31 protein-coding genes and 1 pseudogene are annotated in these 26,903 nt (G+C 36.5%); 4 read left to right on the forward strand and 28 right to left on the reverse strand.

Annotated features, from left to right (window positions below):
• Nucleotides 1-13 precede the first annotated feature (13 nt).
• From BAQ49_RS32515 to accB, 15 genes and pseudogenes are all read right to left on the reverse strand, one after another.
• Nucleotides 14-978, reverse strand: a pseudogene (locus BAQ49_RS32515) (AHH domain-containing protein).
• Nucleotides 979-1,234: 256 nt separating this feature from the next.
• On the reverse strand, nucleotides 1,235-2,029 hold the full coding sequence (gene spo0A / locus BAQ49_RS22200) for a sporulation transcription factor Spo0A (protein WP_000411416.1): 795 nt from the start codon (nucleotides 2,027-2,029) through the stop codon (nucleotides 1,235-1,237).
• 287 nt (nucleotides 2,030-2,316) lie between these two features.
• Nucleotides 2,317-3,609: a SpoIVB peptidase gene (spoIVB, locus tag BAQ49_RS22210; RefSeq protein WP_071747073.1), complete on the reverse strand. Its 1,293-nt coding sequence runs from the start codon at nucleotides 3,607-3,609 to the stop codon at nucleotides 2,317-2,319.
• 118 nt (nucleotides 3,610-3,727) lie between these two features.
• A complete protein-coding gene (gene recN, locus BAQ49_RS22215) occupies nucleotides 3,728-5,467 on the reverse strand; it encodes a DNA repair protein RecN (RefSeq protein ID WP_071747074.1) in 1,740 nt (579 codons plus the stop codon).
• A 271-nt stretch (nucleotides 5,468-5,738) separates the two neighbouring features.
• A complete protein-coding gene (argR, locus tag BAQ49_RS22220; protein WP_001032581.1) occupies nucleotides 5,739-6,188 on the reverse strand; it encodes an arginine repressor ArgR in 450 nt (149 codons plus the stop codon).
• Between the two features lie 142 nt (nucleotides 6,189-6,330).
• Nucleotides 6,331-7,170, reverse strand: a complete 840-nt coding sequence (locus BAQ49_RS22225; RefSeq protein WP_071747075.1) for a TlyA family RNA methyltransferase — start codon at nucleotides 7,168-7,170, stop codon at nucleotides 6,331-6,333.
• A 3-nt stretch (nucleotides 7,171-7,173) separates the two neighbouring features.
• Nucleotides 7,174-9,066, reverse strand: a complete 1,893-nt coding sequence (dxs, locus tag BAQ49_RS22230) for a 1-deoxy-D-xylulose-5-phosphate synthase (protein ID WP_071747076.1) — start codon at nucleotides 9,064-9,066, stop codon at nucleotides 7,174-7,176.
• 308 nt (nucleotides 9,067-9,374) lie between these two features.
• Complete coding sequence (locus tag BAQ49_RS22235; protein ID WP_071747077.1) at nucleotides 9,375-10,268, reverse strand: polyprenyl synthetase family protein; 894 nt, start codon at nucleotides 10,266-10,268, stop codon at nucleotides 9,375-9,377.
• The gene (gene xseB / locus BAQ49_RS22240) at nucleotides 10,268-10,498 is read right to left on the reverse strand and encodes an exodeoxyribonuclease VII small subunit (protein ID WP_000428422.1); all 231 of its coding nucleotides are present in this window, start codon (nucleotides 10,496-10,498) and stop codon (nucleotides 10,268-10,270) included. Before xseB ends, BAQ49_RS22235 begins: the two co-directional genes overlap by 1 nt.
• Entirely contained in the window at nucleotides 10,488-11,846 is a 1,359-nt protein-coding gene (gene xseA / locus BAQ49_RS22245; RefSeq protein ID WP_071747078.1) for an exodeoxyribonuclease VII large subunit, read from the reverse strand. Before xseA ends, xseB begins: the two co-directional genes overlap by 11 nt.
• 26 nt (nucleotides 11,847-11,872) lie before the next feature.
• Entirely contained in the window at nucleotides 11,873-12,733 is an 861-nt protein-coding gene (gene folD / locus BAQ49_RS22250) for a bifunctional methylenetetrahydrofolate dehydrogenase/methenyltetrahydrofolate cyclohydrolase FolD (RefSeq protein ID WP_071747079.1), read from the reverse strand.
• A gap of 23 nt (nucleotides 12,734-12,756) precedes the next feature.
• A complete protein-coding gene (gene nusB / locus BAQ49_RS22255; protein WP_000830246.1) occupies nucleotides 12,757-13,149 on the reverse strand; it encodes a N utilization substance protein NusB in 393 nt (130 codons plus the stop codon).
• A gap of 347 nt (nucleotides 13,150-13,496) precedes the next feature.
• On the reverse strand, nucleotides 13,497-13,889 hold the full coding sequence (locus tag BAQ49_RS22260; RefSeq protein ID WP_000807630.1) for an Asp23/Gls24 family envelope stress response protein: 393 nt from the start codon (nucleotides 13,887-13,889) through the stop codon (nucleotides 13,497-13,499).
• 22 nt (nucleotides 13,890-13,911) lie between these two features.
• On the reverse strand, nucleotides 13,912-15,264 hold the full coding sequence (gene accC / locus BAQ49_RS22265; RefSeq protein ID WP_071747080.1) for an acetyl-CoA carboxylase biotin carboxylase subunit: 1,353 nt from the start codon (nucleotides 15,262-15,264) through the stop codon (nucleotides 13,912-13,914).
• Nucleotides 15,265-15,280: 16 nt separating this feature from the next.
• Nucleotides 15,281-15,769 carry an acetyl-CoA carboxylase biotin carboxyl carrier protein gene (gene accB / locus BAQ49_RS22270; RefSeq protein WP_000472877.1) on the reverse strand — a complete coding sequence of 163 codons (489 nt, stop codon included), beginning with the start codon at nucleotides 15,767-15,769 and terminating at the stop codon, nucleotides 15,281-15,283.
• Nucleotides 15,770-16,230: 461 nt separating this feature from the next.
• Here accB and BAQ49_RS22275 point away from each other — a divergent pair, with 461 nt between their 5' ends.
• The gene (locus tag BAQ49_RS22275) at nucleotides 16,231-16,425 is read left to right on the forward strand and encodes a DNA recombination protein RecO (protein ID WP_071747081.1); all 195 of its coding nucleotides are present in this window, start codon (nucleotides 16,231-16,233) and stop codon (nucleotides 16,423-16,425) included.
• A gap of 58 nt (nucleotides 16,426-16,483) precedes the next feature.
• Here BAQ49_RS22275 and BAQ49_RS22280 read toward each other — a convergent pair whose 3' ends face one another.
• The 9 genes from BAQ49_RS22280 to BAQ49_RS22320 are packed head-to-tail and all read right to left on the reverse strand — an operon-like array spanning nucleotide 16,484 to nucleotide 22,005.
• Complete coding sequence (locus BAQ49_RS22280) at nucleotides 16,484-17,140, reverse strand: SpoIIIAH-like family protein (RefSeq protein WP_071747082.1); 657 nt, start codon at nucleotides 17,138-17,140, stop codon at nucleotides 16,484-16,486.
• A 15-nt stretch (nucleotides 17,141-17,155) separates the two neighbouring features.
• Nucleotides 17,156-17,818: a stage III sporulation protein AG gene (gene spoIIIAG / locus BAQ49_RS22285; RefSeq protein ID WP_071747083.1), complete on the reverse strand. Its 663-nt coding sequence runs from the start codon at nucleotides 17,816-17,818 to the stop codon at nucleotides 17,156-17,158.
• On the reverse strand, nucleotides 17,808-18,440 hold the full coding sequence (gene spoIIIAF / locus BAQ49_RS22290) for a stage III sporulation protein AF (protein WP_071747084.1): 633 nt from the start codon (nucleotides 18,438-18,440) through the stop codon (nucleotides 17,808-17,810). The genes spoIIIAG and spoIIIAF overlap by 11 nt, the downstream gene beginning before the upstream one ends.
• 12 nt (nucleotides 18,441-18,452) lie before the next feature.
• Nucleotides 18,453-19,625 carry a stage III sporulation protein AE gene (gene spoIIIAE / locus BAQ49_RS22295; protein ID WP_071747085.1) on the reverse strand — a complete coding sequence of 391 codons (1,173 nt, stop codon included), beginning with the start codon at nucleotides 19,623-19,625 and terminating at the stop codon, nucleotides 18,453-18,455.
• 10 nt (nucleotides 19,626-19,635) lie between these two features.
• Nucleotides 19,636-20,019, reverse strand: coding sequence for a stage III sporulation protein AD (gene spoIIIAD / locus BAQ49_RS22300; protein ID WP_079998460.1), 384 nt, complete (start codon nucleotides 20,017-20,019; stop codon nucleotides 19,636-19,638).
• A gap of 23 nt (nucleotides 20,020-20,042) precedes the next feature.
• Nucleotides 20,043-20,246 (reverse strand): stage III sporulation protein AC, encoded by a 204-nt coding sequence (gene spoIIIAC / locus BAQ49_RS22305; RefSeq protein ID WP_000020914.1) that lies wholly within the window; start codon nucleotides 20,244-20,246, stop codon nucleotides 20,043-20,045.
• A gap of 14 nt (nucleotides 20,247-20,260) precedes the next feature.
• The gene (gene spoIIIAB / locus BAQ49_RS22310; RefSeq protein WP_002122444.1) at nucleotides 20,261-20,776 is read right to left on the reverse strand and encodes a stage III sporulation protein SpoIIIAB; all 516 of its coding nucleotides are present in this window, start codon (nucleotides 20,774-20,776) and stop codon (nucleotides 20,261-20,263) included.
• A complete protein-coding gene (spoIIIAA, locus tag BAQ49_RS22315) occupies nucleotides 20,770-21,696 on the reverse strand; it encodes a stage III sporulation protein AA (RefSeq protein ID WP_071747087.1) in 927 nt (308 codons plus the stop codon). The genes spoIIIAB and spoIIIAA overlap by 7 nt, the downstream gene beginning before the upstream one ends.
• A gap of 27 nt (nucleotides 21,697-21,723) precedes the next feature.
• Entirely contained in the window at nucleotides 21,724-22,005 is a 282-nt protein-coding gene (locus tag BAQ49_RS22320; RefSeq protein WP_000816054.1) for a YqhV family protein, read from the reverse strand.
• A gap of 190 nt (nucleotides 22,006-22,195) precedes the next feature.
• Here BAQ49_RS22320 and BAQ49_RS22325 point away from each other — a divergent pair, with 190 nt between their 5' ends.
• On the forward strand, nucleotides 22,196-22,774 hold the full coding sequence (locus BAQ49_RS22325) for a GNAT family N-acetyltransferase (protein ID WP_071747088.1): 579 nt from the start codon (nucleotides 22,196-22,198) through the stop codon (nucleotides 22,772-22,774).
• Nucleotides 22,755-23,075, forward strand: coding sequence for a hypothetical protein (locus tag BAQ49_RS22330; RefSeq protein ID WP_071747089.1), 321 nt, complete (start codon nucleotides 22,755-22,757; stop codon nucleotides 23,073-23,075). The genes BAQ49_RS22325 and BAQ49_RS22330 overlap by 20 nt, the downstream gene beginning before the upstream one ends.
• Before the next feature lie 35 nt (nucleotides 23,076-23,110).
• Here BAQ49_RS22330 and efp read toward each other — a convergent pair whose 3' ends face one another.
• From efp to BAQ49_RS22350, 4 genes are read right to left on the reverse strand one after another with little or no spacing between them, the layout of a single operon-like run.
• Nucleotides 23,111-23,668, reverse strand: coding sequence for an elongation factor P (gene efp / locus BAQ49_RS22335; protein WP_000626521.1), 558 nt, complete (start codon nucleotides 23,666-23,668; stop codon nucleotides 23,111-23,113).
• A gap of 21 nt (nucleotides 23,669-23,689) precedes the next feature.
• Nucleotides 23,690-24,751: a Xaa-Pro dipeptidase gene (gene pepQ, locus BAQ49_RS22340; protein WP_071747090.1), complete on the reverse strand. Its 1,062-nt coding sequence runs from the start codon at nucleotides 24,749-24,751 to the stop codon at nucleotides 23,690-23,692.
• Between the two features lie 4 nt (nucleotides 24,752-24,755).
• A complete protein-coding gene (aroQ, locus tag BAQ49_RS22345; RefSeq protein WP_071747091.1) occupies nucleotides 24,756-25,196 on the reverse strand; it encodes a type II 3-dehydroquinate dehydratase in 441 nt (146 codons plus the stop codon).
• Nucleotides 25,197-25,251: 55 nt separating this feature from the next.
• Nucleotides 25,252-25,737 (reverse strand): YqhR family membrane protein, encoded by a 486-nt coding sequence (locus BAQ49_RS22350; RefSeq protein ID WP_071747092.1) that lies wholly within the window; start codon nucleotides 25,735-25,737, stop codon nucleotides 25,252-25,254.
• A gap of 244 nt (nucleotides 25,738-25,981) precedes the next feature.
• On the opposite strand from BAQ49_RS22350, the gene BAQ49_RS22355 reads away from it, so the two are divergent.
• The gene (locus BAQ49_RS22355) at nucleotides 25,982-26,902 is read left to right on the forward strand and encodes a DUF1385 domain-containing protein (protein WP_071747093.1); all 921 of its coding nucleotides are present in this window, start codon (nucleotides 25,982-25,984) and stop codon (nucleotides 26,900-26,902) included.
• Nucleotide 26,903 lies beyond the last annotated feature (1 nt).

A 26,903-nucleotide genomic window follows, 5' to 3' on the forward strand; every position in this document is an offset into this window, starting at 1 on the left:
ATCTATTCATAAATTATTTCGGGCTATTTAATTTTAAGCCGCGATCTAATAAACGTGTTCTTATGTCATGTAAAGCTGCAACAGCGTCTGCTTGAGTACCACCATATTCTTTAACTTCTTTTAGTACCTTAGTTACCTCTTTCATATAATCCGTACTATGATTAACTATATGTAATGCTTCAGTAGTTACATAATCGTTCACTTTATATGGTAAAAATACCCCATTAGCAGCAGAATCAGGATGTATTCCAAACTCTTCTAATAGTTCTTGTACCTGTGCCGCCCTTTTATCATTCCAAGGTCCGATGTGATGTGCTGCATTAGAATATGGGGGTGGTTCAATCCCTGCATCCTTAAGTTCTTCACGTAATACTTTGGATGCTGTATACGAATCGGGATAATCATTTTTTACATCTACTCTATCAAGAACTTTATCCGCATAATCTTTTATTACTTCTTGTACACCTTTAACTCTACTTCTTCCACCAGTTTCAGAAAACATAAATGTATCACGGGCTGCTTGTAAAGCTTCAAAAGTTTTTATCTGATTGCTACCAAAGCCACTAGTACCCGCGAATGCAAATCGGTCTTTCAATGGTAATTGATTCGAAACAGACGAGATACCTTCTGATACCTTTGCTAAATTCGTACCCTTTGCAAGTGTAGTGACTTTGCTTATTCCTTTATCACCAATAAGTCCTAAACCAACTTGAGTTAAAACATAACTTCTCCATTTTGTACGACTTTCTGCGTCACCATTTATTACATTATTAATCAATGAATCCGCCAATACATTATACATGGTACTAAGTGTATCAATAGGATGCAAGGCTGCGTTCCCCATATTTTCCTAAGTTCCTTAAATCCTTCTATAGTATCTTCAACGGCTTCCCCTGCACCTTCTACAATACCATCTCGAATTTTTTCGAAAGTAGATTTTTCAGGTAGATTACCACACATTGCCCCTTCTTTTTTCATGCATTTTCAAATTTATTAAGGGTAGATCGTACCATAGATTTTATTAAATAATCATTCAACTTTGCTTTAATCTTTATTCTATTAATCTACAATTGAAAGTTATTCATACAACAAAAACCTCCTAATTATTGGAATCTAAATTTCAATCCAATAAATAGAAGGTTTTTAAATTAACCGCCAATTACCTATGTACTTTATTGCCTACATATGTAATTGGCGGTTATTAAATTTTGTTATGACATTAATACGACAACATTTACGAAGCCTTATGTTCAAGTCTTAGCTTATCCGCAACCATTGCAATAAATTCAGAATTCGTAGGTTTTGCTTTTGACATTGATACAGTATAACCAAATAAGGACGAAATAGAATCAATATTCCCACGGCTCCAAGCCACTTCAATTGCGTGACGGATTGCGCGCTCGACACGACTTGCTGTTGTATTATATTTCTTTGCGATATCTGGATATAATACTTTCGTAATAGATCCTAGTAATTCGATATCATTGTACACCATAGAGATTGCTTCTCGTAAGTACATGTACCCTTTAATATGAGCGGGTACACCAATTTCATGAATGATACTTGTAATACTCGCATCTAAGTTTTTCGGTTTTCCATCGATCGTTGTTGCTGATCGGAAAGATGGTAATGGACGTTTAATGGTAGCATTTGCCTTACCACTCACTTGACGAATATGACTCGTTAAATTCTCCATATCAAATGGTTTTAATATGAAATATGATGCACCTAAATCAACCGCTTTTTTCGTCACATCTTCTTGTCCAAATGCTGTCAACATAATAACGCTTGGTTGTCTTAACCTTTCAATATGTCGCATTTTCTCTAGCACAGCTAGACCATCTAAATGTGGCATAATAATGTCTAAAACGAGTACATCAGGCTGCTTGTCTGTCAATAAGTTTAAACATTCTTGACCATTGTAAGCAGTTCCGATCACTTCCATATCATCCTGAGCAGCAACATAGCTCTCTAGCATTGATACCAATTCTTTATTATCATCCACAAGACATACTTTAATTTTCTCCACAGTTTTTCCTCCCTTACCGAATCGATTCTTCCGACATGTGTAAGCTTCTAGGCTACATGAATTGTTCGACAATTGTGTGAAAATTCCCTTTTAAAGTTTCTTACTTTCCGATAAAAACACAAAAAAATATATTTATCGCCCATTTACTTTCTTTCGCAACACATTCCATCATAGAATTACAACGAAACGTTCAACCCTTTTCTTATATTTTACAACAAAAAACAGCTCTTGCGGAGCTTTTACAAAATTTCAACGAATTTTTCAATAGAAAAGCGAGCTAATATGCATTAGCTCGCTTTTTTCTCTTGATCATAAATATTAATTCCAGCCTCATGTAACATCCATTCAATATGAACACCGTATCCTGACGTTGGATCATTTACAAATACATGTGTAACAGCACCAATTACTTTCCCATTTTGTACAATTGGACTTCCACTCATCCCTTGTACAATACCACCCGTTTTTGCTAGTAAACGTTTGTCTGTCACTTTTATAACCATACCTTTTGTAGCTGGGAACTTTTGCGGTACCGTACTAACAACTTCAATATCAAACGCTTCAACTTTATCTTGATCAATAACTGTTAATATTTTCGCTGGTCCTTCTTTTACTTGATGGGATAATGCGATAGGCATTGCTTTATCCATTATGCCGTTTGTCATATTTGTATTTAATTTTCCAAAGATACCATACGGGCTATTTATTGTAATATTACCAATCACTTCACGATCCGGTGAAAATCTTGCTAATTTTTCTCCTGGATTCCCGTGACTTCCTCTTTCAATAGAGGTTACGGTCGAGCGCATAATTTGTCCATCTTCTACTTGAATTGGCTTTTTTGTATCATTATCAGAAATGACATGACCAAGTGCCCCGTATTTCATGGAATCCGGATGAACAAATGTCATTGTTCCAATTCCAGCTGCCGAGTCACGAATATATAAACCAATACGATAAGACGATTCCCCGCTGTCTTTTTGTGGCGTTAACTTAGTACGAATGTATTTTCCATCTCTTAGCAAAACAAGATTAAGCGGTTCACCTGTTTCTCCACTATTATGAATAAATGGCGCTACATCACTCATTCTTTCAATTGTTTTCCCATTAATTGCAGTAATCATATCCCCAATCTGTACACCAGCTGTTTCACCAGGAGATACTTTACCCTTTTCAGTTTGAATTAAATGATGGCCTACAACAAGTACACCTTTTGTGTTCAATTTCACACCAATCGATTGTCCACCGGGGATAACTTTAAAATCTTTTAATACTTTTACATTTACTTTTTTCACTGGAAAACCAGCGAGTTGAAACACCATATCAGCTTCACCATTTTGGTGAGAATTCACCATAAGCTCTTGTTCATTTGAACTTACTGTAAATACATTACGATTTGTAGATGAAGCCTTAAAAACTGGTAATGATGCTATTTCTGATTGTTGTCCTTCAAAAACAACAAGTTGCTTCGGGGATGAAATAAACGTTCGAAGCGGTTTAAAACACCCAATAAAAACTAAAGAAACAAGGAGACAAAGACCTATTATTTTTCGAAATCTTTCTAATTTCAATTTGTTCACTCTCCTCGCTCCTACCCCACATTCAGCCTCTTGGCTTCACTTTTTAATCTCTCCTTGCAGTGCTTTATTTATAACCGGAAGAATTAAGAAATCATCATTTGAGAAAAAAAGCTATCCATTACTGGATAGCCTCTGCTGTCTGTTTGAAATGATGTGCTTGCGTAAGTAACTCTTTCGCATGCTCTGTCGTTAAATCTGTAATTTCCACACCAGAAATCATCCGAGCAATTTCTGTTACTTTTTCATCCGTACTTAGCACCGTAACAGATGTAATCGTCCGATCATTCGCCACTTGTTTTCTAATAAATAAATGCGAGTCCGCCATTGAAGCTACCTGAGGTAAGTGCGTAATACAAAGTACTTGCGAGTTTACCGATACACGATAGATTTTTTCCGCAATAGCCTGTGCAACCCGACCACTCACACCTGTATCCACTTCATCAAAAATAACTGAAGCAACACCTTGATGCTTAGAAAAAATACTTTTTAAAGCCAAAATAATACGAGATAACTCTCCGCCAGAAGCAACCTTTGAAAGCGGCTTTAACGGTTCACCAGGGTTCGTTGAAATATAAAACTCCACGTGATCGTAGCCATCCGCCGTAAGTTTCACCGGTGTTCCTTCTACAAGAGGTTCTTCTGCATTTCCTTCCCGCTTCATTATTCTCACTTCAAATTTTGTTTTTTCCATATATAATTCTTTTAATTCTTGATGAATAGCGTTTGTAAGATGGTCTGCCAGTTCATGACGCATATCACTTAACAACGTTGCTTCTTTTAAGATAACACCTTCTAATCCCTTTAGCTGCTTTCTCGTCGTTTCAATATGTACGTCTTTATTTTCAATTGTAAAAATTTCTTGTTCAATTTTATCAGCATACGCTAAAATCTCTTCTACAGTATTTCCATACTTTCTCTTTAACATACGGATTTCATTCAACCGTGTTTCAATTTCATCTAAACGTTTCGGATCATATTCCATCATATCTAACTTTTCTCTAAGCTGATATGCAACTTCTTCTAATAAGTAATAGCTATTTGCAATTGAATCATGGTTTTCTTGATACGCCTCATCTAAATGCGTAATACTCTCCATTTGGCTCATTGCATTCCTTACATGATCTAGCCCTTGGCTGTCCCCACTCAACGAACGATACGCATCCCCTAACGCTTTATAAATCTTTTCAAAATTGGATATTTTCAATCGTTCCTCAGTCAATTCATATTCTTCATCCATTTTTAAATCTGCCTTACGAATTTCTTCATGTTGGAATTGAATTAAATCTAGACGATGAGCCATTTGTTGTTCATTTTCACTTAAAGATTTCAGCTGTTTTTTTAATTTTTCATAGTCTCCGTATACGTTCTGGTATGTGTCTAATTGTTTAACAATACGATCTCCATCAAAATGATCTAACATAAACATATGACGCTCTTCATTCATTAAATCTTGCGTTTCATGCTGTCCATGTATATCAACAAGCGTTTTTCCAATCTCTTTTAATATACTAAGTGTAACAAGCTTCCCATTTACACGGCATACACTTTTTCCGTTCGCAGCAATATCACGTTTCAAAATAATCATGCCATCTTCTATTTCTATATCTAATTCTTCTGCCTTTGCGATACATGGATGCTTATCATCTTCTACATAAAATAAACCCTCTATTTCAGCCTTTTCTGTTCCATATCGAACAAACTCCGCTGAACCACGGCCGCCAACAAGCAAACTAATCGCATCAATAATAATCGATTTTCCAGCTCCTGTTTCACCACTTAAAACGGTTAAACCTTTTTGAAAAGAAATATTTAATGCCTCAATAATAGCAAAGTTTCTGATCGATAATTCCGATAACAATGCCCCATTCACCTCGTTATAAACTAATCCCCTACTAAGGGCTTTTTTTAAGTACTCTTCATTCAAATAGTTATACTATATGTTTATATGTATAAATTACTCATCTAACCCGCTCCATTGTACCAAACATTCGTTTTACGGGTCAATCCACCTATTTTCTAACTTTATTTAAAGAAAATATTATATTGCATTTAATAATTCATATTTTTAACCAATAAAAATATCTTGTTTACTTTCCACTTTACAGAGGAAAGTAAACAAGATTTTTTTGTTACAGCATATTTAAGAAACGATCAGAGACAACACCTGTATCTTCAGGTGTACGGCAAATAATTAAGCAAGTATCATCACCACAAATGGTTCCGATAATCTCATCCCACTCTAAATGATCAATAAGTGCCCCAAGTGAATGAGCGTTACCAGGCAATGTTTTTAGCACAAGCATATGTCCTGCCGTGTCTAATTTTACAAATGAATCCACTAGATTTCGTTTTAATTTTTGCAACGGGTTAAATCGTTGATCTGCTGGTAAGCTATATTTATAGCGTCCATCATGTAATGGCACCTTAACTAAGTGCAGTTCTTTAATATCGCGCGATACTGTTGCTTGCGTTACATTAAATCCCTCATTACGTAAAATATCAACTAGTTCATCTTGTGTTTCAATTTCTTTGTTCGCAATAATTTCCCTGATTTTAATATGGCGCTGACCTTTATTCATACATTTGCACCTCACACTATCTCTTACCATAGTTTAAACATTGGTATACTTCACTTATTTATGTTAACGTATAATTCGTTTCTTGTACACAATTGTTTTTACAATCATTATACAATTACAACAAAAAGAGGAACAACATATGTTATTCCCCTTTCCCTTTTTGTTTTAGAACGTCATGCGCTTCTGTAACAACTTGCTCAATAGAAACCGGCGAATGATTTTCGCCATTCTCACGCTCTCCATGCCATTTTAGATGGATTAAAAATTCAATATTACCATCCCCGCCCGTAATTGGCGAGAATGTTAAACCTTCGACATCATAGCCTTCCTTCAGAGCAAAATCGACAATCATTTCCACGACAGCTTCATGTACTTTTCTATCACGAACAATGCCTTTTTTCCCAACTTGGTCTCGTCCAGCTTCAAACTGCGGTTTAATTAATGCAGCTACGTCACCATTTAACATAAGCATTGTTTTTAAAACCGGCAATATTAGCTTTAATGATATAAATGAAACATCGATACTTGCAAACTGAGGTAAACCGCGCTCTAAGTCTGCCGGTGTCACGTAACGGAAGTTCGTTCGTTCCATCACAACAACACGCTCATCTTGACGCAATTTCCACGCAAGTTGATTATATCCTACATCTAATGCATAAGATAACTTCGCTCCATTTTGAAGCGCACAATCTGTAAAGCCACCAGTTGATGAACCAATATCTATCATAACTTTATCTTGTAAATCAAGTTGAAATATCTCTAATGCCTTTTCAAGTTTATAACCACCACGGCTTACATATGGCATAACTTGCCCTTTCACCGTAATCTCTGTATCTTGTGAGATTTTCTCTCCTGGCTTATCGAGTCTCATTTCATTCGCATATACGAGCCCTGCCATAACAGCACGTTTAGCCTTCTCACGCGTTTCTATAAGTCCTCGCTCTACTAATAGTACATCTACTCTTTCTTTTTTTACGCTCATTTGTTACGCCCTTTTTTGTTTTGATGGAATCATTGTATGAATACGGTCTACAACAGCATCTGTCGTTAAACCAATTTCTTCCAATAATTTTGTTACACTACCGTGCTCTATGAAACGGTCTGGAATACCCATTCTTTCAATTAATGCACTATGGTATCCATTTTCAGATGCAAATTCAACTACTCCTGTTCCAAAACCTCCGATTAAACAAGCTTCTTCAATCGTTAAAATCGGTATATTTTTTCCTAAAAGCTCATGTAAATATGCTTCATCCATTGGTTTAATAAAGCGAGCATTCACTACTTTGACTGAAACTCCAGCCTTTTCAAGACGCTCAGCTGCTTCCATTGCCATCGGAATTGTCGTACCAAACGTTAAAATTGCTGCTTGTGTGCCTTCTTTTAACGTTTCCCATGAACCAATTGGAATCGCCTTTAATTCTTCATCCATATGAACGCCAAGTCCATTACCGCGCGCATAACGCAAAGCAATCGGTCCATCTTCATATTGCATCGCCGTATAGACTAAATGTTGACCTTCATTTTCATCTTTCGGCATCATAAGCACCATATTCGGCAAGTGACGTAAAAACGCGATGTCAAATACACCTTGATGCGTTTCACCGTCTGCTCCTACTAATCCAGAGCGATCTATTCCAATGAAAACATTTAAATTTTGACGACAAATATCATGAACAACTTGGTCATATGCTCTTTGTAAAAATGTTGAATAAATTGCTAAGAATGGCTTCATCCCTTGTGTTGCCATACCAGCCGCCATTGTTGTGGCATGCTGCTCTGCAATACCTACATCAATCATGCGATCCGGAAATTCTTTTTGGAATTTCTCAAGTTTCGATCCAACAGGCATTGCAGGCGTAATTGCAACGATACGTTCATCCGTTCTCGCTAGCTTAAGCACTGTTTCACTAACAACAGCACTCCATGCTGGTGCAACTTCCTTCGGTTTAACGAAGTCACCTGACTCGATTTTATACGGTCCTGTTCCATGCCAAGTTCCAATAACGTCACTCTCAGCTGGTTTATAACCTTTTCCTTTTTTCGTAATTACATGAACAAGTACTGGGCCTTTTGTTTTCTTTGCATATTGCAACGTTTCGAATAACTTTTCATAATCATGCCCATCGACCGGACCTAAATATGTAAAGCCTAATTCTTCAAAAAAGACGCCTGATACTAGTAAATATTTTAGACTATCCTTTATTTTCTCTGCTGTCGCAGCAACTTTCCCGCCAACTGCTGGGATTTTCTTCAATATATACTCTAATTCATCTTTTACCCAATGGTACTTCCCTGCGGTACGTAAACGACCAAGTACATTATGAAGCGCACCGACGTTTGGTGCAATTGACATTTCATTGTCATTCAAAATAACAATCATGTCCGTTTTTTCATGACCAATATGGTTTAATGCCTCTAAAGCCATTCCGCCTGTTAATGCACCATCTCCAATGATTGGTATAACGTATTCTTCCGTTTTCTTTAAATCACGCGCTAGAGCCATTCCCATTGCAGCAGATAGTGACGTCGAACTATGACCAGTTTCCCAAACATCATGCTCACTCTCGCAGCGTTTTGGGAAACCACATAGACCTTGGTATTGCCTTAATGTGCCGAATTCTTTGGCACGCCCTGTTAAAATTTTATGTACATAGGATTGATGTCCTACATCCCATAAAAACTTATCCTTCGGACTATCAAATAATTTATGCAGAGCAATTGTGAGTTCTACTACACCTAAATTAGGTGCAATATGTCCACCTGTTTGAGAGAGCTCTTCAACTAAAAACTTACGAATATCCTCACTCAACCCCTCTAGTTCACTAATAGACATATCTTTCAAAAAACTAGGGTTTTGAATTTGCGTTAGATCCACACGGATCACTCACTTTCATTTCATAATCTGTCAACATGTCAAATATTATAAGAAACATTTACACAACACAAGAAATTCTCTTTCTATTCTTTTTATCTTGTCCTGCTTTCAGAAAACACTTCCATTTTTTTCACTTATCATATTATACATCATATTTCTTTACGCGATGAAAAAAATAGCCGCTAACACGAAGTGATAACGGCAATGTAATCTACATATATTTTTGCCAATAACAAGAAAAGAAAAACCTTTTCCTACATTTATATCATAAAATGATGAATGACTCAACAAATGAAAACGCTGTTATATTAGTTATTACGTTTTGCGATTAAATCACAAATAGATAGTAAATATTCATCTTGTAATTGCAAGGAGCTAATAGAATCTTTTGCTTTTGCAATTGTCTCCTCTAAAATAGATTTCGCTCTATCTACAGTAAATAACGTCGTATATGTGCTCTTTTCGTTGGAAGCATCACTACCAATCGGTTTTCCAATCTCTTCTTCTGTTCCTTCTACATCCAAAATATCATCTCTAATTTGGAAAGCTAGACCGATATATTTCGCAAATGCAAGTAGCTTCTCTTCTTGCTCTTCTGTCGCATTAGAAATTATCGCTCCTGCAAGTACAGCAAACTCAAGCAGTTTACCTGTTTTATGCTTATGGATGTACTCTAATTCATTAATTGTAAGTCGTTTTCCTTCAGCTTCCATATCTGCTACTTGTCCAGCAACCATTCCTTCAGGTCCTGCTGCTTTCGCAAGTTCAAGTACAAGCCTTACTTTTTTTTCAGCAGAGATTTCTTTATGCTCATAGGCCATAATAACTTGAAAAGCATATGTCAACAAACCATCTCCTGCTAAAACTGCCATTGCTTCACCAAATACTTTATGATTTGTAGGCTTTCCTCGTCTTAGATCATCATCATCCATACAAGGTAAATCATCGTGAATTAACGAATATGTATGAATCATTTCAAGGGCACAAGCTGCACCCACTCCAAGATTTTTTTCTTTCCCAAACGCTTGTAACGTTGCAAATAAAAGTAACGGGCGGAGACGTTTCCCACCCGCTTCCAAAGAATATGCCATCGCTTCACGAAGCACATTTGGACATTGTAATTCATTTGCATAGCTTACAAGCTTTTCTTCTACGAAAGTTTTACTCTCTTTCAAAAAAGCATCAAAAGCTATATGTGTCACTATGCTTCATCTCCTAAAGCAGTAAACGGTTTAAGCTCTCCATCTTCCCCAAGGATAACTGCCATTTGTTCTTGTACATCTTTCAATTTCTCATCACAAAGCTTAGATAATTCCATACCTTCTTTAAAGTAAGAAATCGCTTCTTCTAAAGGTACATCACCTTGTTCAAGCTTAGAAACGAGATGCTCAAGTTGCGAAATTGCTTCTTCAAAACTTAACTTATTTTCCACTATTCAATTCACGCTCCTCTATGCTTGATACGCTACAATCTAGTATTCCATCTTGTAATTGAACTGAAACAGCATCTCCAAGGCTAACATCTTTCACACTTTTTAACACTTGCTTCTCTTCATCATATACAAGCCCATACCCTCTCATCATTACTTTGAGTGGACTTAATGCTTCAAGCTTTTGAGCAGCTCTCACAAATGCAAACTCCTTCATCTGAAGTAAGGTTTGCATTTCACGTTGCAATTGCTTTTGCAACGTTTCAATTGCCGTTTTCGTTTGTATAATTTTTTGAGATGGGTGGTGCTTTTCTAAATAAAATGAAAGTTGCTTTAATTGATTTACTTTTTTATCTATATAACGCTCTTTCGCTAAAACAAGTTGTTCAAGAGCCCTGTCTAGCTGCTCTTCTTTTTGTTCATACACTTGCCTTGGATAACGGAACGCATAAGATTTTTGTAACACTTGTAGTTTTTCTTCTTTTTTATGTACTCTCTCTCTCATTGCTCTTTGCAATCTCAGAGTTCTTTGTAATACCTTTTCTTGTAACTCTATAATATTAGGTACCGCCAGCTCAGCTGCTGCAGTCGGTGTTGGTGCACGTAAATCCGCAACAAAATCTGCGATTGTAAAATCTGTTTCATGGCCTACAGCCGAAATAATCGGAATCTCACTTGTAAAAATTGCTCTTGCAACTACTTCCTCATTAAAGGCCCACAATTCTTCAATAGAGCCTCCACCACGTCCTACAATTAAAACGTCAATATCTCCCATTTCATTCGCTGTACGAATCGCTTGTACAATCGAGGGAGCTGCTGACTCCCCTTGTACAAGTACTGGAAAAACAATAACATTCCCAATTGGGTAACGACGTTTAATTGTTGTTATAATATCGCGAATCGCTGCTCCTGTTGGCGACGTGATTACACCTATTGTTTTAGCATACGGAGGAATTATTTTTTTATAAACTTGAGAAAACAAGCCCTCTTCCTCTAAACGAACTTTTAATTGCTCATAAGCTAAATGCAAGTTTCCAATTCCATCAGGCTGCATGTCTTGAATATAAATTTGATAAGAACCACTCGCCTCGTAAACAGAAATCTTTCCTTTTACAAGTACTTTCATTCCATTTTCCGGTCTGAATTTAATGTTACGATTATGACCCGCAAACATAACCGCTGCAATTCTTGCATTTTCATCTTTCAATGTAAAATACATATGACCACGGCTATGATATTTGAAGTTGGAAATTTCTCCTTTTAACCAAACAGACTGCAAATGCGGATCATACTCTATTTTTGTTTTAATATAGCGTGTTAATGCTGTAACGGTTAAATATTGTTTCTCCATTGCTCTCTCCTCATAGCCGATTCAACTTATTGACAAACAACACCTGCACGCTTTGCAGACTCCACAGTGTTGTGAAGAAGCATTGTAATAGTCATTGGGCCGACTCCTTTTGGCACAGGCGTAATGTATCCTGCAACGTCTAATACGTTATCAAAATCAACATCACCACAAAGTTTTCCTGTCTCTAAACGGTTAACACCAACATCAATTACAACTGCACCTTCTTTAATATAATCAGCTGTTACCATCTTCGCTCTTCCAACAGCTACGATTAAAATATCAGCTAACTTCGATAATTCTTTTATATTTTGCGTCTTTGAATGACAATATGTGACAGTTGCATTTTCATTTAAAAACAGTTGTCCCACCGGTTTACCAACAATATTACTTCTTCCGATTACAACAACATGTTTTCCAGAAATATCAAGATTTGTTTCTTTTACTAATTCCACAATACCGTGCGGTGTACATGGAAGGAATGTATCTTGTCCCGTCATCATACGTCCAACGCTGATTGGGTGAAATCCATCTACATCCTTTTCAGGTGAAATTCTTTCAATGATAGCTTTTTCTTCAATATGTTTTGGTAAAGGTAATTGTACTAATATGCCATTAATACGGTCGTCTCCATTTAAGCGATCGATTTCAGCAAGCAAACGCTCCTCAGTAATCGTTTCAGGAAGTTCAATTAGCTCTGAATAAATTCCTACTTGCTCACAGCCTTTTTCTTTTCCTTTTACATAAGAACGCGATGCTGGGTCTTCTCCAACTAAAATAACTGCTAATCCTGGTACAATCCCTTGCTCTTTTAACTTCACAACTTCTTCTTTTAATTGTGCTCGTTTTTTCTCCGCAACTTCATTTCCTTTGATGATTACTGCTACCATTTTAAGATTCCCCCTTAAAGAAATTACAGTGTATCTTTTATATTAGATAAAACGCCGTTAATAAAACGACGAGATTCCTCATCCCCAAATGTTTTTGCAATTTCAATCGCTTCGTTAATTGTTACATTGTGTGGAATTTCTTCCATGTATTTCATTTCATACACAGCTACACGTAAAATACTGCGATCGACAATACTAATACGCTCAAGCTTCCACTTCTTTAAATTTTGACGAATTGCTGCGTCAATCTCTTCTTTGTTGTCTACAAATCCTACAACAAGTGATTCTAGAAACTCATTTGTTTCTTCACCTTCATCTAGCGTATTTTCCACCGCTACTTTCGGTTCTAATTCACCTGTAATATCCATTTGGTATAATGCTTGCATAGCTCTTTCTCTAGCCGTCCTACGTTTCATTGTAACTCTCCTTTATACTTCAAGTCTTTCCTTATGCTTTGTTATATTATTATAATTTATAAGCCGTCAATTCACTTACTCTTGTAGTTTTCATTGATTTTCCAACCTTATAATACAATGATAATAACACAATTTATCGTTTCACACACGGGGTACAAGGCTGAAAAATAATAAAAAGATTAACTTCAAGTTCCATATCTTATCACAATGTACGTTTTTTGGAAAAATGAAACATTCTCTTTTATATTTCTTATTTTTTGAAATAGTATAATAATTTAGAGGTTTTTAATTTGTGAAGAAATGCAACGATAAAAAAGGCACCTATGTTACTAGGCACCTTTTCACTCTTACACTGGTTCGATTTCTGTTTTTTGTGTTTCGAATGTTACGCCAACGATGTGAACATTCACTTCTTTTGGCTCAAGTCCTGTCATTGTAAAGAGTGCCTGGCGTATATTGTCTTGAATTTTTTGTGCAACAACTGGAATTGCTACACCAAAATACATAACAACATAAAGGTCAACAATAATATCTTCGTTTGCTAACTCAACCTTTACACCTTTACCGTGATTTTTCTTACCTAACTTCTCAACAACATCTGTAGCAAAATTACCACGCATTGCCGCTACACCTTCTACTTCAGCAGCTGCAATACCTGCAATTACTTCGATTACTTCTGGTGCAATTTCTACTTTTCCAAGAGTTGTATCTTGACCCATATCTAACATATGTTCAGCCATGAAAAAAACCTCCTTTAATGTATCACTGCGTCACAAGTTCATGCTCTTCCAAAAATTTCGTGTTAAACTCACCTTTTACAAAATCAGGATGATCTAGCAATTGCAAATGGAACGGGATTGTTGTATGTACGCCTTCAATGACAAACTCACTGAGTGCTCGCTTCATTTTTGCAATTGCCTCTTCACGTGTTTTTCCGTGAACAATTAATTTAGCAACCATCGAATCATAGAAAGGTGGAATTGAATATCCCGGATATACAGCTGAATCGACGCGAATACCAAATCCGCCTGGTGGCAAGTACATTTCTACTTTACCTGGAGATGGCATAAACTTTTTGGCAGGGTTTTCCGCATTAATTCGACATTCAATTGCCCAACCATTAAATTGTACTTCTTCTTGCTGTAACGATAACTTTTCTCCAGAAGCAACACGAATTTGTTCTTTAATTAAATCCATCCCTGTTACCATTTCTGTAACTGGATGCTCAACTTGAATTCTCGTATTCATCTCCATGAAATAAAAGCTTTTCGTTTTATATTCATAAATAAACTCAACCGTACCAGCACCTGTATAATCAACCGCTACCGCTGCTTTAACTGCTGCGTCACCCATTTGCTGACGAATATTTTCATCAAGTGCAGGTGATGGACTTTCTTCTAATAGTTTTTGCAAACGGCGCTGAATTGTACAATCACGCTCTCCTAAATGAATGGCATTTCCATGTGTATCTGCCATTATTTGAATCTCAACATGGCGGAAATCTTCAACGTACTTTTCTAAGTATACACCAGGGTTCCCAAAAGCGGTACTAGCTTCTTGCTGTGTAATTTGAATTCCTTTTACAAGCTCTTCTTCATGGCGCGCAACACGAATACCTTTTCCGCCGCCACCTGCAGTCGCTTTAATAATAACTGGATATCCAATTTGATTAGCAAGCTCGATCGCTTCTTCGGTATTTTTAATAATCCCTTGTGAACCTGGTACAATCGGAACCCCTGCTTCTTTCATTGTATCACGTGCAACGTCTTTTGTGCCCATCTTTGAAATAGCTTCTGGGCTTGGACCGATAAAAATCAAGTTACACTCACGGCATAATTCTGCAAAATCCGCATTCTCTGCTAAAAACCCATATCCCGGATGAATTGCATCACAACCTGTTAATTTCGCAACACTAATAATGTTCGTCAAATTTAAATAGCTTTCTTTCGAAATCGTTGGTCCAACACAATACGCTTCATCTGCAATTTGCACATGAAGTGACTCTTTGTCTGCTTCTGAATAAATTGCAACTGTTTCAATATCCATTTCTTTACAAGCACGAACAATTCGTACAGCAATTTCCCCACGATTGGCTATTAATACTTTTTTTATCATCACAAAGACTCCCTTATTACGCTTTTACAAGAAATAGCGGTTGTCCATACTCAACAAGCTGTCCATTATTAACAAGAATTTCAACAATTTCGCCCTCTACATCTGCGTCAATTTCGTTAAATAATTTCATAGCTTCAACAATACATACGATAGAATCTTTCGATACTTTGTCCCCAACACTTACATATTGAGGTGTATCAGGCGAAGAAGAGGAATAAAATGTTCCTACCATCGGTGATGTGATTTTATGTAGGTTTTCATTTTGAACAGCTGTTTTCTCTTCTTGTTTTGGCACTTCTACTTGTGCTGCCGCTACTGTTGTTTCTACTTCAACAGGTGCTGCTGGTTGCATGACTTGTTTTGTTACAGGTGCTTGCACAGTAACTACTTCATTACCACGTTTTTTCATTTTAATTGTTGTACCGTCTTTTTTGTATTCAAATTCATCAATATTAGAGCTATCAATTAATTTAATTAATTCACGAACTTCTTGAATTTTAAACATGTAAAATCCACTCCCATACTCTTGTTTATCCCGTTTTTACAGATTCTCATCACTAAAATTAGATTGACTGTAAAAATACGATGTATTCTATTAGAAAATTCATTTCATTTACTAATAGAAATATATTTACTATTCCCATCTTACGATAAATTTTTTAAACATTCCAATTTATATTTCTTTATAATAAATCGAAACTCCTGTGAAAATATTATTCCACTAAAAAATTATTACCTAGTAATAATACCAAGTTTCACACGAAATTGGCAAGACCACTTCCTAAAAAAACATTTTTTACTTTTACATTGTAAACACGTAATTCCCTAACCACTCTTCTTTTTTTTAAGATAAAAAACATATTTTTACCAAATATTATTTTTTTGTTTACGTGCCGTTCATTCTTCCTTCATATAAGAATAGTATGTTCAAAGTGTATAAAATTTATTGTAGTGAGGTGTGGACATATGATATGGCTCATTCTATTCTTGCCTGCCGTAGTGATTTGGGCATTTGTCCTCTTCATCCACGTCAAATCTGGAAAAAGTAATCACCATTATCATGAACCATTAATCTTTTACTCACAGCGTATTTCCCCGTTTCCAATTGAAAAGACTAAATACAACAAAGATGAAATAGAAAAAAGCTATCGAAATCGATAGCTTTTTTCTATTATTCTTTTATCTCATTTGAAGCAGCAACACCTATTATAATTTCAATTTATTTTACTGATGGATCAAATTTCACACCTACATCTTTTGAACCACCTTCACTTCTTACAAGCTGAATAATTTTATTCGCTTCTTTTTGTGAATGCTTTGCTGATTTAACCGTTACTTTAATGTCCGTTCCATCAGCTCTTACAAGAGCATCTTTATATCCACCTTGAGATTTAATCACTGTCTCAAGTAATTGTTGCTTCGTTTCCATTGTAGTGATTGCATCAAGATTATCTTTCGCTTTACTCTTTTCTTCTGCTGAAGATTTCGATGACTTCATTACATTTTGTAGCTTTTCTTTCTCTACACTACGCTGATCTTCCATTTGCATACGTAGCGCTGTGAAATTCTCATCGCTTGATTGAACTGTTACGCTAGCCTCTTTTTTACTTGTTTCTTTTTTGTCATTCTCTTTTTTGTCTGTTTCTTTATTTGTAGTTTCCTTGCTTGTACTTTCTTTTGTTGTCTCTTTATTTGTAGTTTCTTTCGTTGTTTCTTTTGTAACTGCTTTATCAGCACCTTGCTTTTCTTGTCCCATCTTTTCACCCGTTGCCGGTGCTGCTGTATTCATTTTTTCAGGAGTTGTTACGTAATAAACAGATAGTACAACCACTAAACTTAACATCGTTAATAGCCAAACCGTTTGTTTTTTTAACACTTTATTTCCTCCCTATCAATTTTTCGGTGATACTGAAACGCGATGAGATGGTACATCTAACAATCGCGTCACAGCTTCTTTTACCATTGCTTTTATTTGTATATTATCCACTCCCTTTGCTACGACAAGAACACCTCGTACTTTCGGTTTCTCTGTTCGCAAAACAATTGGAGTTTCTTTATCACCTTCACGTATAATGACGGTCTTTTCATCAAGAGACTCGTCCTCTACTTCCCTTTTACCGCCTGCTTTATCAGTTTCACCTGTTGTTTGCGAGCGTTTTACTGTATTTTTCTCGAGTATTTTTTCTTCAGATGAATCTAAGTTCACTTTAATAGTTACGTCTTTTACTCCAGCTATCTCTTCTAAAGAAGCTTTCAATTCTTGTTCATACGCTTTTTCATATTTTTCTACATTTGACATATTATCATTGTTTTTTTGTCCGAAAGTTGGTACATCTTTATCTTGGTTTTGACTTGTCTTTTCTTTAAACACAGGCACTTCTTCTTTTTTAGGTGCAAAGAAATTACTAGAAAACATAAGCACAATCCCAAGTATGAGTAGGACAAGCAAAAATTTAGGTGTTACTTTTTTCCCCTTCTCATTACTTTCTTTTTCATCCCCATTCAATAAGTTTCGAAAAAATGAGAACCTCGAATTTTTATCTTTATTGTCCATTTACGCTACCTGTCCTCCCTTCCATCTGAACTTGGATTTGTTTATCCTCTAGTTGCCACCTGCTTGAAAAGAAATTTTCCATTTCTACATTCGTTTCTTCTAATTTTTTTGGTGGTTCTTTCGTATTAATTTCAATTGACTTTACTGTTTCGATTGCATCATTTTTACTACGCTCTTTTTCTTTCAACATCACAACAACAGATTGAATATCTTTCGCTGACTTTACTTCTTCTGCATGTTTCACTGCGACTATTTGTATTTCAGAGACTGTCATACCATACTTTTTCTCAAACTCTTTTCCTACGTCTTTTTTCATTTTGGTAGCCATCTCTTCTAAACTATATGCACGTGTTAGAGCTTGTATTTCTTTTTTCTTCGAATCTATCGAATTTTTTACTGATCCATCTGCTACGTACTTTTCTTCATTGAAATTTGCGATAACTTCATTTACATCTGTTTGTAACAACTTAAATAGAGGCGTTAAAATTAATACAACTAACAATAGACTTACAACGAATTTAACGTACTTTTGTAAATTTGAATTCGGAAGAATAAGATGAAGCATTGTCGCTAAGAGTAAAAAAACGATAATATTTCTAACCCACTCTGTAACAAATTGCATACTCTTCACCTCCTATCGCATCATGAGCGTAATGTTCCCCGCAGCAATAATAATCGTGATACTTAAAAAGAACATAAACGACACGATAGCTAAACAAGCAAATACGTAAATGATACTTCGTCCGATAATATCTAAACATTGAATAATTGCTCCTCCGCCAACTGGTTGCAATACTGCCGCTGCGAATTTATAAATAAATGCGATACAAAATATTTGAATCGCTGGAAAAGCGACAATTAGGCACAGAATGACGAGCCCGATAATCCCGACTGTATTTTTTAATAATCCAGATGCACTAATAACGGTATCCGCTGCTTCAGTAAACATCCTTCCTACTACAGGAATGAAGTTTCCTGTTACAAATTTAGCAGTTTTCACAGCTATGCCATCAGCAACAGCTGAAGCGGTTCCCTGTACAGATAATACCCCTAAAAAAACCGTCAAAAAGATACCCATAATCCCAACGCTAACGTTTTGCAAAAGCTTGGACAATTTCGTAACTTTATATTGATCACTCATCGTGCTTACAATACTTAATATAGTTGCAAGTAATAAAAGTGGTAGAACGATATAATTCATAAGAAGCCCACTCGTATTCATTAAGAAAATGATGATTGGATGGAAAAATGCTACAGACACGACACCGCCACCAGTCGCTATGAGTGCAAGTAAAATTGGTAATAATGCTAGTATGAAATCTACCATTGTTTGTATCGTCTCTCTTGCATATGTCATAACAACATAAAAACTATTTAAGGCGAAAATAATAAGTACCATGTATACGACTGCATCCGCAATTTTACTTACACTACTCTTTGAAAAAGAAGATTGTAGTGATTGCAACAATGCACTGAAAATCGTAAGCATAATGAGCGTTCCAAGTAACTTTCCATTTGCAACAAGCTCGTGAAATAAATATTTTAATAGACCTATCATCCACTCTTTTATGGAGAACTCTTTTTCTCCCTTTACAAACTCCATAAAGCTTCCTTTTTGACTCTCTGGTAAATAGCCTCCGTACTTTGTAACAAGCCCGTCCCAAAATTGCTTCACATCTTCAATTCCGAGCTTATCCAATTGTTGATCAACGACGTTTGTTTCTATAGGAGAAGCTTGTACAACAATCGGTAAAGAAAAGAAAAGGAAGCAAGCAAACAGCAGCTTAGCTCCGAACTTCCTCAACATGCACTCCCCCTTATCCCGTAGGCAAAAATCCGAGAATTGTTTCAATTACAACCGTCAAAATGGGAATTGCCATAACGAGAATCAAAATTTTTCCAGCTAATTCAATTTTCGAGGCGATTGCACCTTGACCAGCATCTTTTGTAATTTGTGCACCAAACTCAGCGATATAAGCAATCCCTATAATTTTTAATAATGTTTCTACATATACGTTGCTAACCTTTGCTTCACTCGCCACTCTCTCAATCATTTGCAAGATAGAATGAATTTGATCGATTAAGAGAAGAAACATTACGCTACCAACGAACACAATAAATAACGATGTGATACTAGATTTATGCTGATTTAAAACAGCGGCTAAAAACGTAGCAACGAGGCCTAATCCGACAATTTGTATAATTTCGATTCGAACCGCCTCCTTTACTGGAAGAGAAAGACACTTTTAATCTTGTCGAACAGAGTATTAATTAAAAATGCAACATGAAATAAAATAACGACAAAACCGACAAGGATAACCCAATTTGCAATATCCTCTCGCTTTAATTCTTTTAGTACGGTATGAATGAAAGCTAAAACAATGCCGATTCCGGCGATTTGAAATATTAATCCAACATCAATGGACATCGCCTTTCTCCCCCCTATAGCAGTAAAATTACGATAAGTAGCCCTGCTAACACTCCTAAACTCTTTATCATTTTTTCGTATTGTAGTTGTAAAGCTTTTGCTTCTCCTTCTTCTCTCTCCAAATGTGTAATACATAACCGAATATGTTTTTGTTGTGATTCACGATCATGTTGTCCAAGTGTTTCACCAAATTGTTGCAGTATTTCATACTCGGTTTGTTTAAACGCCGTTAATGTCCAGTTCTCTTTCAAACTATCGATCCAAGCCTCTCTAACTGTTTGTTCCCCGTTCTCTAGACGCCTCGCAAAGCTTTGAAATATCCAATTTAATGGCTTCGGCATTTGTTTAACCAATCGCTCAGCCGCTTCAGATAAAGGCGTGTGCCCATACATAATCTCCGCTTCTAATGATTGCAATGCCGCTTTCAATAATCTAAGTTGCCGCGGTCTCTCACTGTATCGTTTAGCGTATGAAAATCCGAAAAAGGTACTGACCGCAACTATTAATACCGCACCAAATATTTTCACCATACGCCTTGAGCCTTTCTATGCGGTAATACTGGCTTGCCATATTTATCTTTCACTTGCATAACCGTTCCTGGCCCTCTCGCTTTTGACAATTCCACAAACCTATCAAATACGCCAAGTTCCAGCACCGCCTGCAGCGATGGACGTTTCACAACATCATCATAAGAAAATCCGTGTGCACTTATAAAAAGCTGAACGCCTGCATGCACCGCCTCCATAATCGCTTCACTATCTTCTTTACGTCCAATTTCATCTACGATCAAAATATCTGGGCTCATAGAACGAATCATCATCATCATTCCTTCAGCTTTTGGGCAAGCGTCTAATACATCTACTCGCGTGCCAAAGTCATATTGCGGAATCCCCTTTACACAGCCGGCAATTTCTGATCGTTCATCAACAATTCCCACTTTACAAGAAGGAATTTCCGAAGCACTAACACCTTGACTCATGCAGCGTGCCACATCTCTTAATAATGTTGTTTTCCCCGTTTGTGGTGGGCCAATTACCATCGTGTTTAACCATCTTGATGCATAAAGGTATGGCAGAAGTGGCTCAGCAATCCCTATTTTTTGACGAGCAATACGAATATTAAACGAAGAGACATCCCGGATCATTTTCACTGCACTTTTTTCTGTAATGACTTTTCCCGCCAGGCCAATTCTATGTCCCCCTCGTAGTGTCACATATCCACGTTTCAATTCCTCTTCCATCGTATAAATCGAAAATTGACTCAATTTATTCAATAAGTAGATTGCATCTTCCGCTGTAGCAACATAGTCATAAAAAAACACTTCACCATGTGCGATACACTCTAGTGGCCTTCCAATTCGAACGCGAATTTCCTCTAGAGAATCGTATTGCTTACAACCTTCAACTAACTGTTTCATCGTTTTCGGTAATACTTCTAATACTTCTTTCATAAGCTTCTCCCCACTATAATCGACTTACTATTTCAACAACGCGATAAAAATGCAGCCAATTCCAAGTGCTAGAAAAAAGAGTTTCAGGAAAGAAATTTCACTTGCTACACTCGCTATGCCAATTGTCATTGTTAAAATTAATACGGTCGGTCCAACAAACGCCAACATACCATTTATAAACAATGCTTTTTTCGCATCATTCACGTAAAGCATAAGCAAAGCGGCGAATATTTCCGCGCTTCCTGAAAACAACCGAAGTAACCCCATCACAAGTACGGATGTTTCCATTGCCGCTAGCCACTGTTTCATTCTCCCACCTTCTCCCATAACGGTTACTATTGCCGTATGCTCAAAAAGAATATATTTGTACAACCATATGCAGAGGTTGTCTATTTCAGAAGTAAAAACATAATTTTTCTCTAACGCCTTTATTTAAATCTGAATATTCTTATTTTTTATGGTGTATTATGGTATATTTAATTTAAAAGGGATATAAACGATGCAACACGTTACTTTATTACCACTTGATTTACGCTATGCAAATGTGATTTTTGAGCTATCAAGTGAACCACACGTAAAAAATGCATTAGGAATACAGGTAGAAAAAGTCGAAGACACGAAGGCATTTCTTCTTTTTGCAATAGAAGAAGAGCGCCAAAAGAAGTCTTTATCGAGAGTGATTGTAGATGAAGAAAATGAAATAATTGGCCTCACCACACTTAAACATATTAATTATGAGAAAAAGCACTCTCACATTGGCAGTTGGCTCGGCTATCCATACTGGGGAAAAGGATATAATGAGGCCGCTAAAAAAGAAATCTTTAAAGTCGCTTTCTTAGACTTACAACTTACATACGTATTCGCTGGTGCTAAAACGACTAACATTCGCTCTTTAAAGGCGCAAGAGAAACTACCTTATATTTCATTGCATGTGGAAAACAAGTTTTCCGGCGAACACACTGCACTTGAGAAAGAAGTAAAGTCACCTTGCTCACTACATGTCGTATCACGCAAAAATTTTTTAAATTGGCTGGACGTACAAAATGAGGGGGGAAAATATGAAGGTATTAAAAATTAGTTTAACAATTATAGTAGAATTAGCTATTATTTATCTTTTTTCAAAGATGGTCTCTTGGTCATTTATGGAGAGTTTTTTCCTTGGCAGCTTAGCCATATTTGCAATTACGTGGTTAATTATTATGAGTAACCATAGAAACAATATTACAGACCACGCAATAAGTAAGACATTAACTGGTGTTGAAACTGGTGAAATAAAACCATTCCAAATTGTTTTCACTCCATATATCGCGGGTACTCTTTCACTTGTCTTAGTTAGTTTTGTTATAACTGCCATTTACTATCTACCCTACTTTCTATAAAAAAAGCACTCGTGATGATCACGAGTGCTTTTTTACTATGCACGAGAAACGTATTTACCTTCACCAGTGTTGATGATAAGCATTTCGCCTTCGTTAATGAAGATTGGTACTTGTACAACAAGACCAGTTTCTAATGTAGCTGGTTTTGTTACGTTAGAAGCTGTGTCACCTTTAATACCAGGTTCTGTCTCTGACACTTTTAATTCAACAGTATTCGGAAGTTCAACACCAAGTACTTCATCTTGGTATGTCATAATAGATACTTCCATGTTTTCTTTTAGGAATTTTAATTCGCGCTCAATTTGGTTTTCACCAAGTTCGATTTGCTCATAAGTTCCGTTATCCATAAATACGTGAGACTCACCACTCGCGTATAAGTATTGCATACGACGGTTTTCGATGTGTGCTTTTTCTACTTTTTCACCTGCACGGAATGTTTTCTCTTGAACAGATCCTGTGCGAAGGTTACGTAGTTTAGAGCGAACGAATGCAGCACCTTTACCTGGCTTTACGTGTTGGAAATCCATTACTTGCCAAAGGGCATTGTCCACTGAGATTGTTAAACCTGTACGAAAATCGTTTACTGAAATCATGTAAAAAAATCCTCCTGTGTATTACAAAATAATAAGTTCTTTTGGTGATTTCGTTATTACTTCATTACCTTCACTTGTTACAATGATATCATCTTCAATACGTACCCCGCCAACACCTGGAATATAAATACCTGGTTCTACTGTTACAGCCATACCTGGTTCAAGTACTGTATCAGAACGGAACGCTAAACCTGGTGCTTCATGGATTTCAAGACCGATTCCATGACCAGTAGAGTGTCCGAAGTATTCACCATATCCTTTTTCCGTTATGTAATCACGCGTTAATGCATCCGCCTCACGGCCCGTTAAACCAGCTTTAATACCGTTCACACCACGTAGTTGTGCTTCTAAAACGATATTATAAATTTCTTTTAATTTATCAGATGGCTCACCGACTGCAATCGTACGAGTAATATCAGAGCAATATCCTTTGTAATAAGCACCGAAGTCTAATGTAACGAAATCTCCTATTTCTATCACTTTTTCAGATGCCACGCCGTGCGGTAATGCCGAACGAAGACCTGAAGCAACGATAATATCAAACGAAGAAGATGTTGCTCCTTGTTTTCTCATGAAAAATTCAAGTTCATTTGACACTTCAATTTCAGATACTCCCGGGCGAATGAATGATAGAATATGCTCAAAGGCAGCATCTGCAATCTGTGCAGCTTCCTTTAATATCTTAATCTCTGAATCAGTCTTTATCAAGCGTAACTTTTCTACAAGCCCAGAAGTTGGGATAAATTCAGCTTCGATCGCTTCATTATGCGTTACGTAAGAGCTATATGTAAGGGTATCTTGTTCAAATCCTAGTTTTTGAATTCCAAGTTCTTTAACTTGTTTCGCAACTTCATCAAGAATCAATCCTGCATGCTGCACGATTTCATACCCAACCGCTTGCTTACTAGCTTGCTCTACATAACGGAAATCTGTAATAAATAGAGCACGTTCTTTTGAAATTAGTACAACACCAGCTGTTCCTGTGAAATTCGCCATATATCTACGGCTATGTTCATTCGTTAATACGATACCGTCAATACCAGCATCATCAAACGCACTTCTTAATCTCTCGATCTTTTCCATTACTTTATGCCTCCCTCAATTTCTCCATTAATGCAAATAACGCTAGCTTATAACCATAAAAACCAAATCCAACAATTTGCCCCGCACAAACAGCCGCTGTCACAGACTCATGACGAAACGACTCACGCCCGTGAATGTTAGAAATATGTACTTCAATAACTGGAATCGAAACACTTGCGATAGCATCCCGAATCGCATAGCTATAATGCGTAAATGCACCTGGATTTAGAATGATTCCTTCATATATGTCATCAGCCTCATGAATAATATCAATAATAGCTCCTTCATGATTCGATTGAAAACATTCTAACTCCACTCCCATTTTCTCTGCTTCTTGTTTCATATCTGTTTCAAGCGTCGCTAACGTTCCTTCTCCATATACATTTACCTCTCTGACACCAAGGCGATTTAGGTTAGGACCATTTACGAGGAGTAACTTTTTCATTTTCTTAAAACTCCTTAATATTAAAGAATGTCTATACGACATTTTAACATACGAATCACTTGTTTGAATAGTTTGTCTTCTCGAGCCCTTCTCCTCTATTTGTATTGTTCGCTTCGAATGCAACAGAGTATGAAATAAAGACACCATATAATATAAAGATACATGCTGTTGTTATGATTGTTTCTTTCGGTAAATGAAGTGCACTTTTAATAACTGGTGCCATTATCCCCATTCCAAAAAATAAAAATGCCCACCAAAATAAACCGTATAGTATACCAGGTAATACGCCTTCAAACTTTTTAAAAAAAGCTTTATAGAGCAAGGCCACTAAAATTGAAAGAAGTCCCATACAAACGATGCCTAGTACATTTCCCCAAACCCCTTCTTTCCAATCTCCAAATGCAAACGGTAAAAGGAAATAATTAGGTCCAGCTTCTGTAAACGAGAATATATGAAGGAAATACCATATACTTCCCCAAAACAAGCCACCAAATAAACCAATTTGTACAAAGTTCCTTATCGTTGATTGTTCTTGATTCACATTGACACCTCCGCTCAATAGTATGCCCGAAACTATTTTGAAGCATGTTTAAATTCTGCGAAATTTGTCTATAAAAAGAATAAGAAATGTCCTACTCTCGTAACATTTCCCCTTGTCATCTGCTTGTATTTGTCGATAAAATAAAGGAAACTCGGTGATTGTCTTATTTCAAAATGGCAGGACCCAGTATGACAATTACCTCTTTTTCTACATAAGAGAGAAACAAATACAGGTTGGTGTTAACATGGCAGAAGAGTCAAAACAAATATATGGCGGGCAAGCAGTCATAGAAGGAGTTATGTTTGGCGGTAGAGAATATACTGTTACAGCGGTTCGTCGTAAAGATAAATCGATTGAATTTTATCGATTACCACGCGTTCGTAATAGAGCATTATCTATCCTAAAGAAGATTCCATTTATACGAGGTATTGCCGCTATCGTGGACGCAAGTGCGAATGGAGCGAAGCATTTAAACTTTGCTTCAGAACGATTTGATGTCCACCCAGAAGAAGATGAACAAATTGCAAATACAAAAGAAGAACAATCAAAATTAACGATGGTATTAGGAGTTGCAGCAGTTGGCGTTTTATCATTCATATTCGGTAAAGTAATTTTCACAGCAGTTCCTGCACTATTAGCTGAACTAACGAGACCGATTTTCCCATCTCATACAGGGCAAATCATTGTCGAAAGTGTCATTAAGCTCATGTTACTATTGAGCTATATATACTTTATTTCTTTAACCCCACTTATTAAGAGGGTGTTTCAGTACCACGGTGCAGAGCATAAAGTAATTAATGCTTATGAGAATAATCTTCCACTAACTGTAGACAATGTTCAAAAGCAAACTCGCCTCCATTATCGCTGTGGCAGTAGCTTTATAATATTTACAGTCATTATTGGAATGTTTGTTTATTTCCTAGTTCCTACAGATCCACTTTGGGCAAGGGTAGTAAACCGAATTTTATTAATTCCAGTTGTTCTCGGCATTTCTTTTGAAGTATTACAATTTACCAATCGATTACGAGATGTCCCTGTTTTGCGAGTACTTGGATATCCAGGATTATGGCTGCAACTATTAACAACGAAAGAACCAACAGATGATCAAGCGGAAGTTGCAATCGCATCGTTTGAAGAATTATTACGTTTAGAAAACAAACAATAAT

This window comes from Bacillus proteolyticus (assembly GCF_001884065.1).
GTDB lineage: Bacteria > Bacillota > Bacilli > Bacillales > Bacillaceae_G > Bacillus_A > Bacillus_A proteolyticus.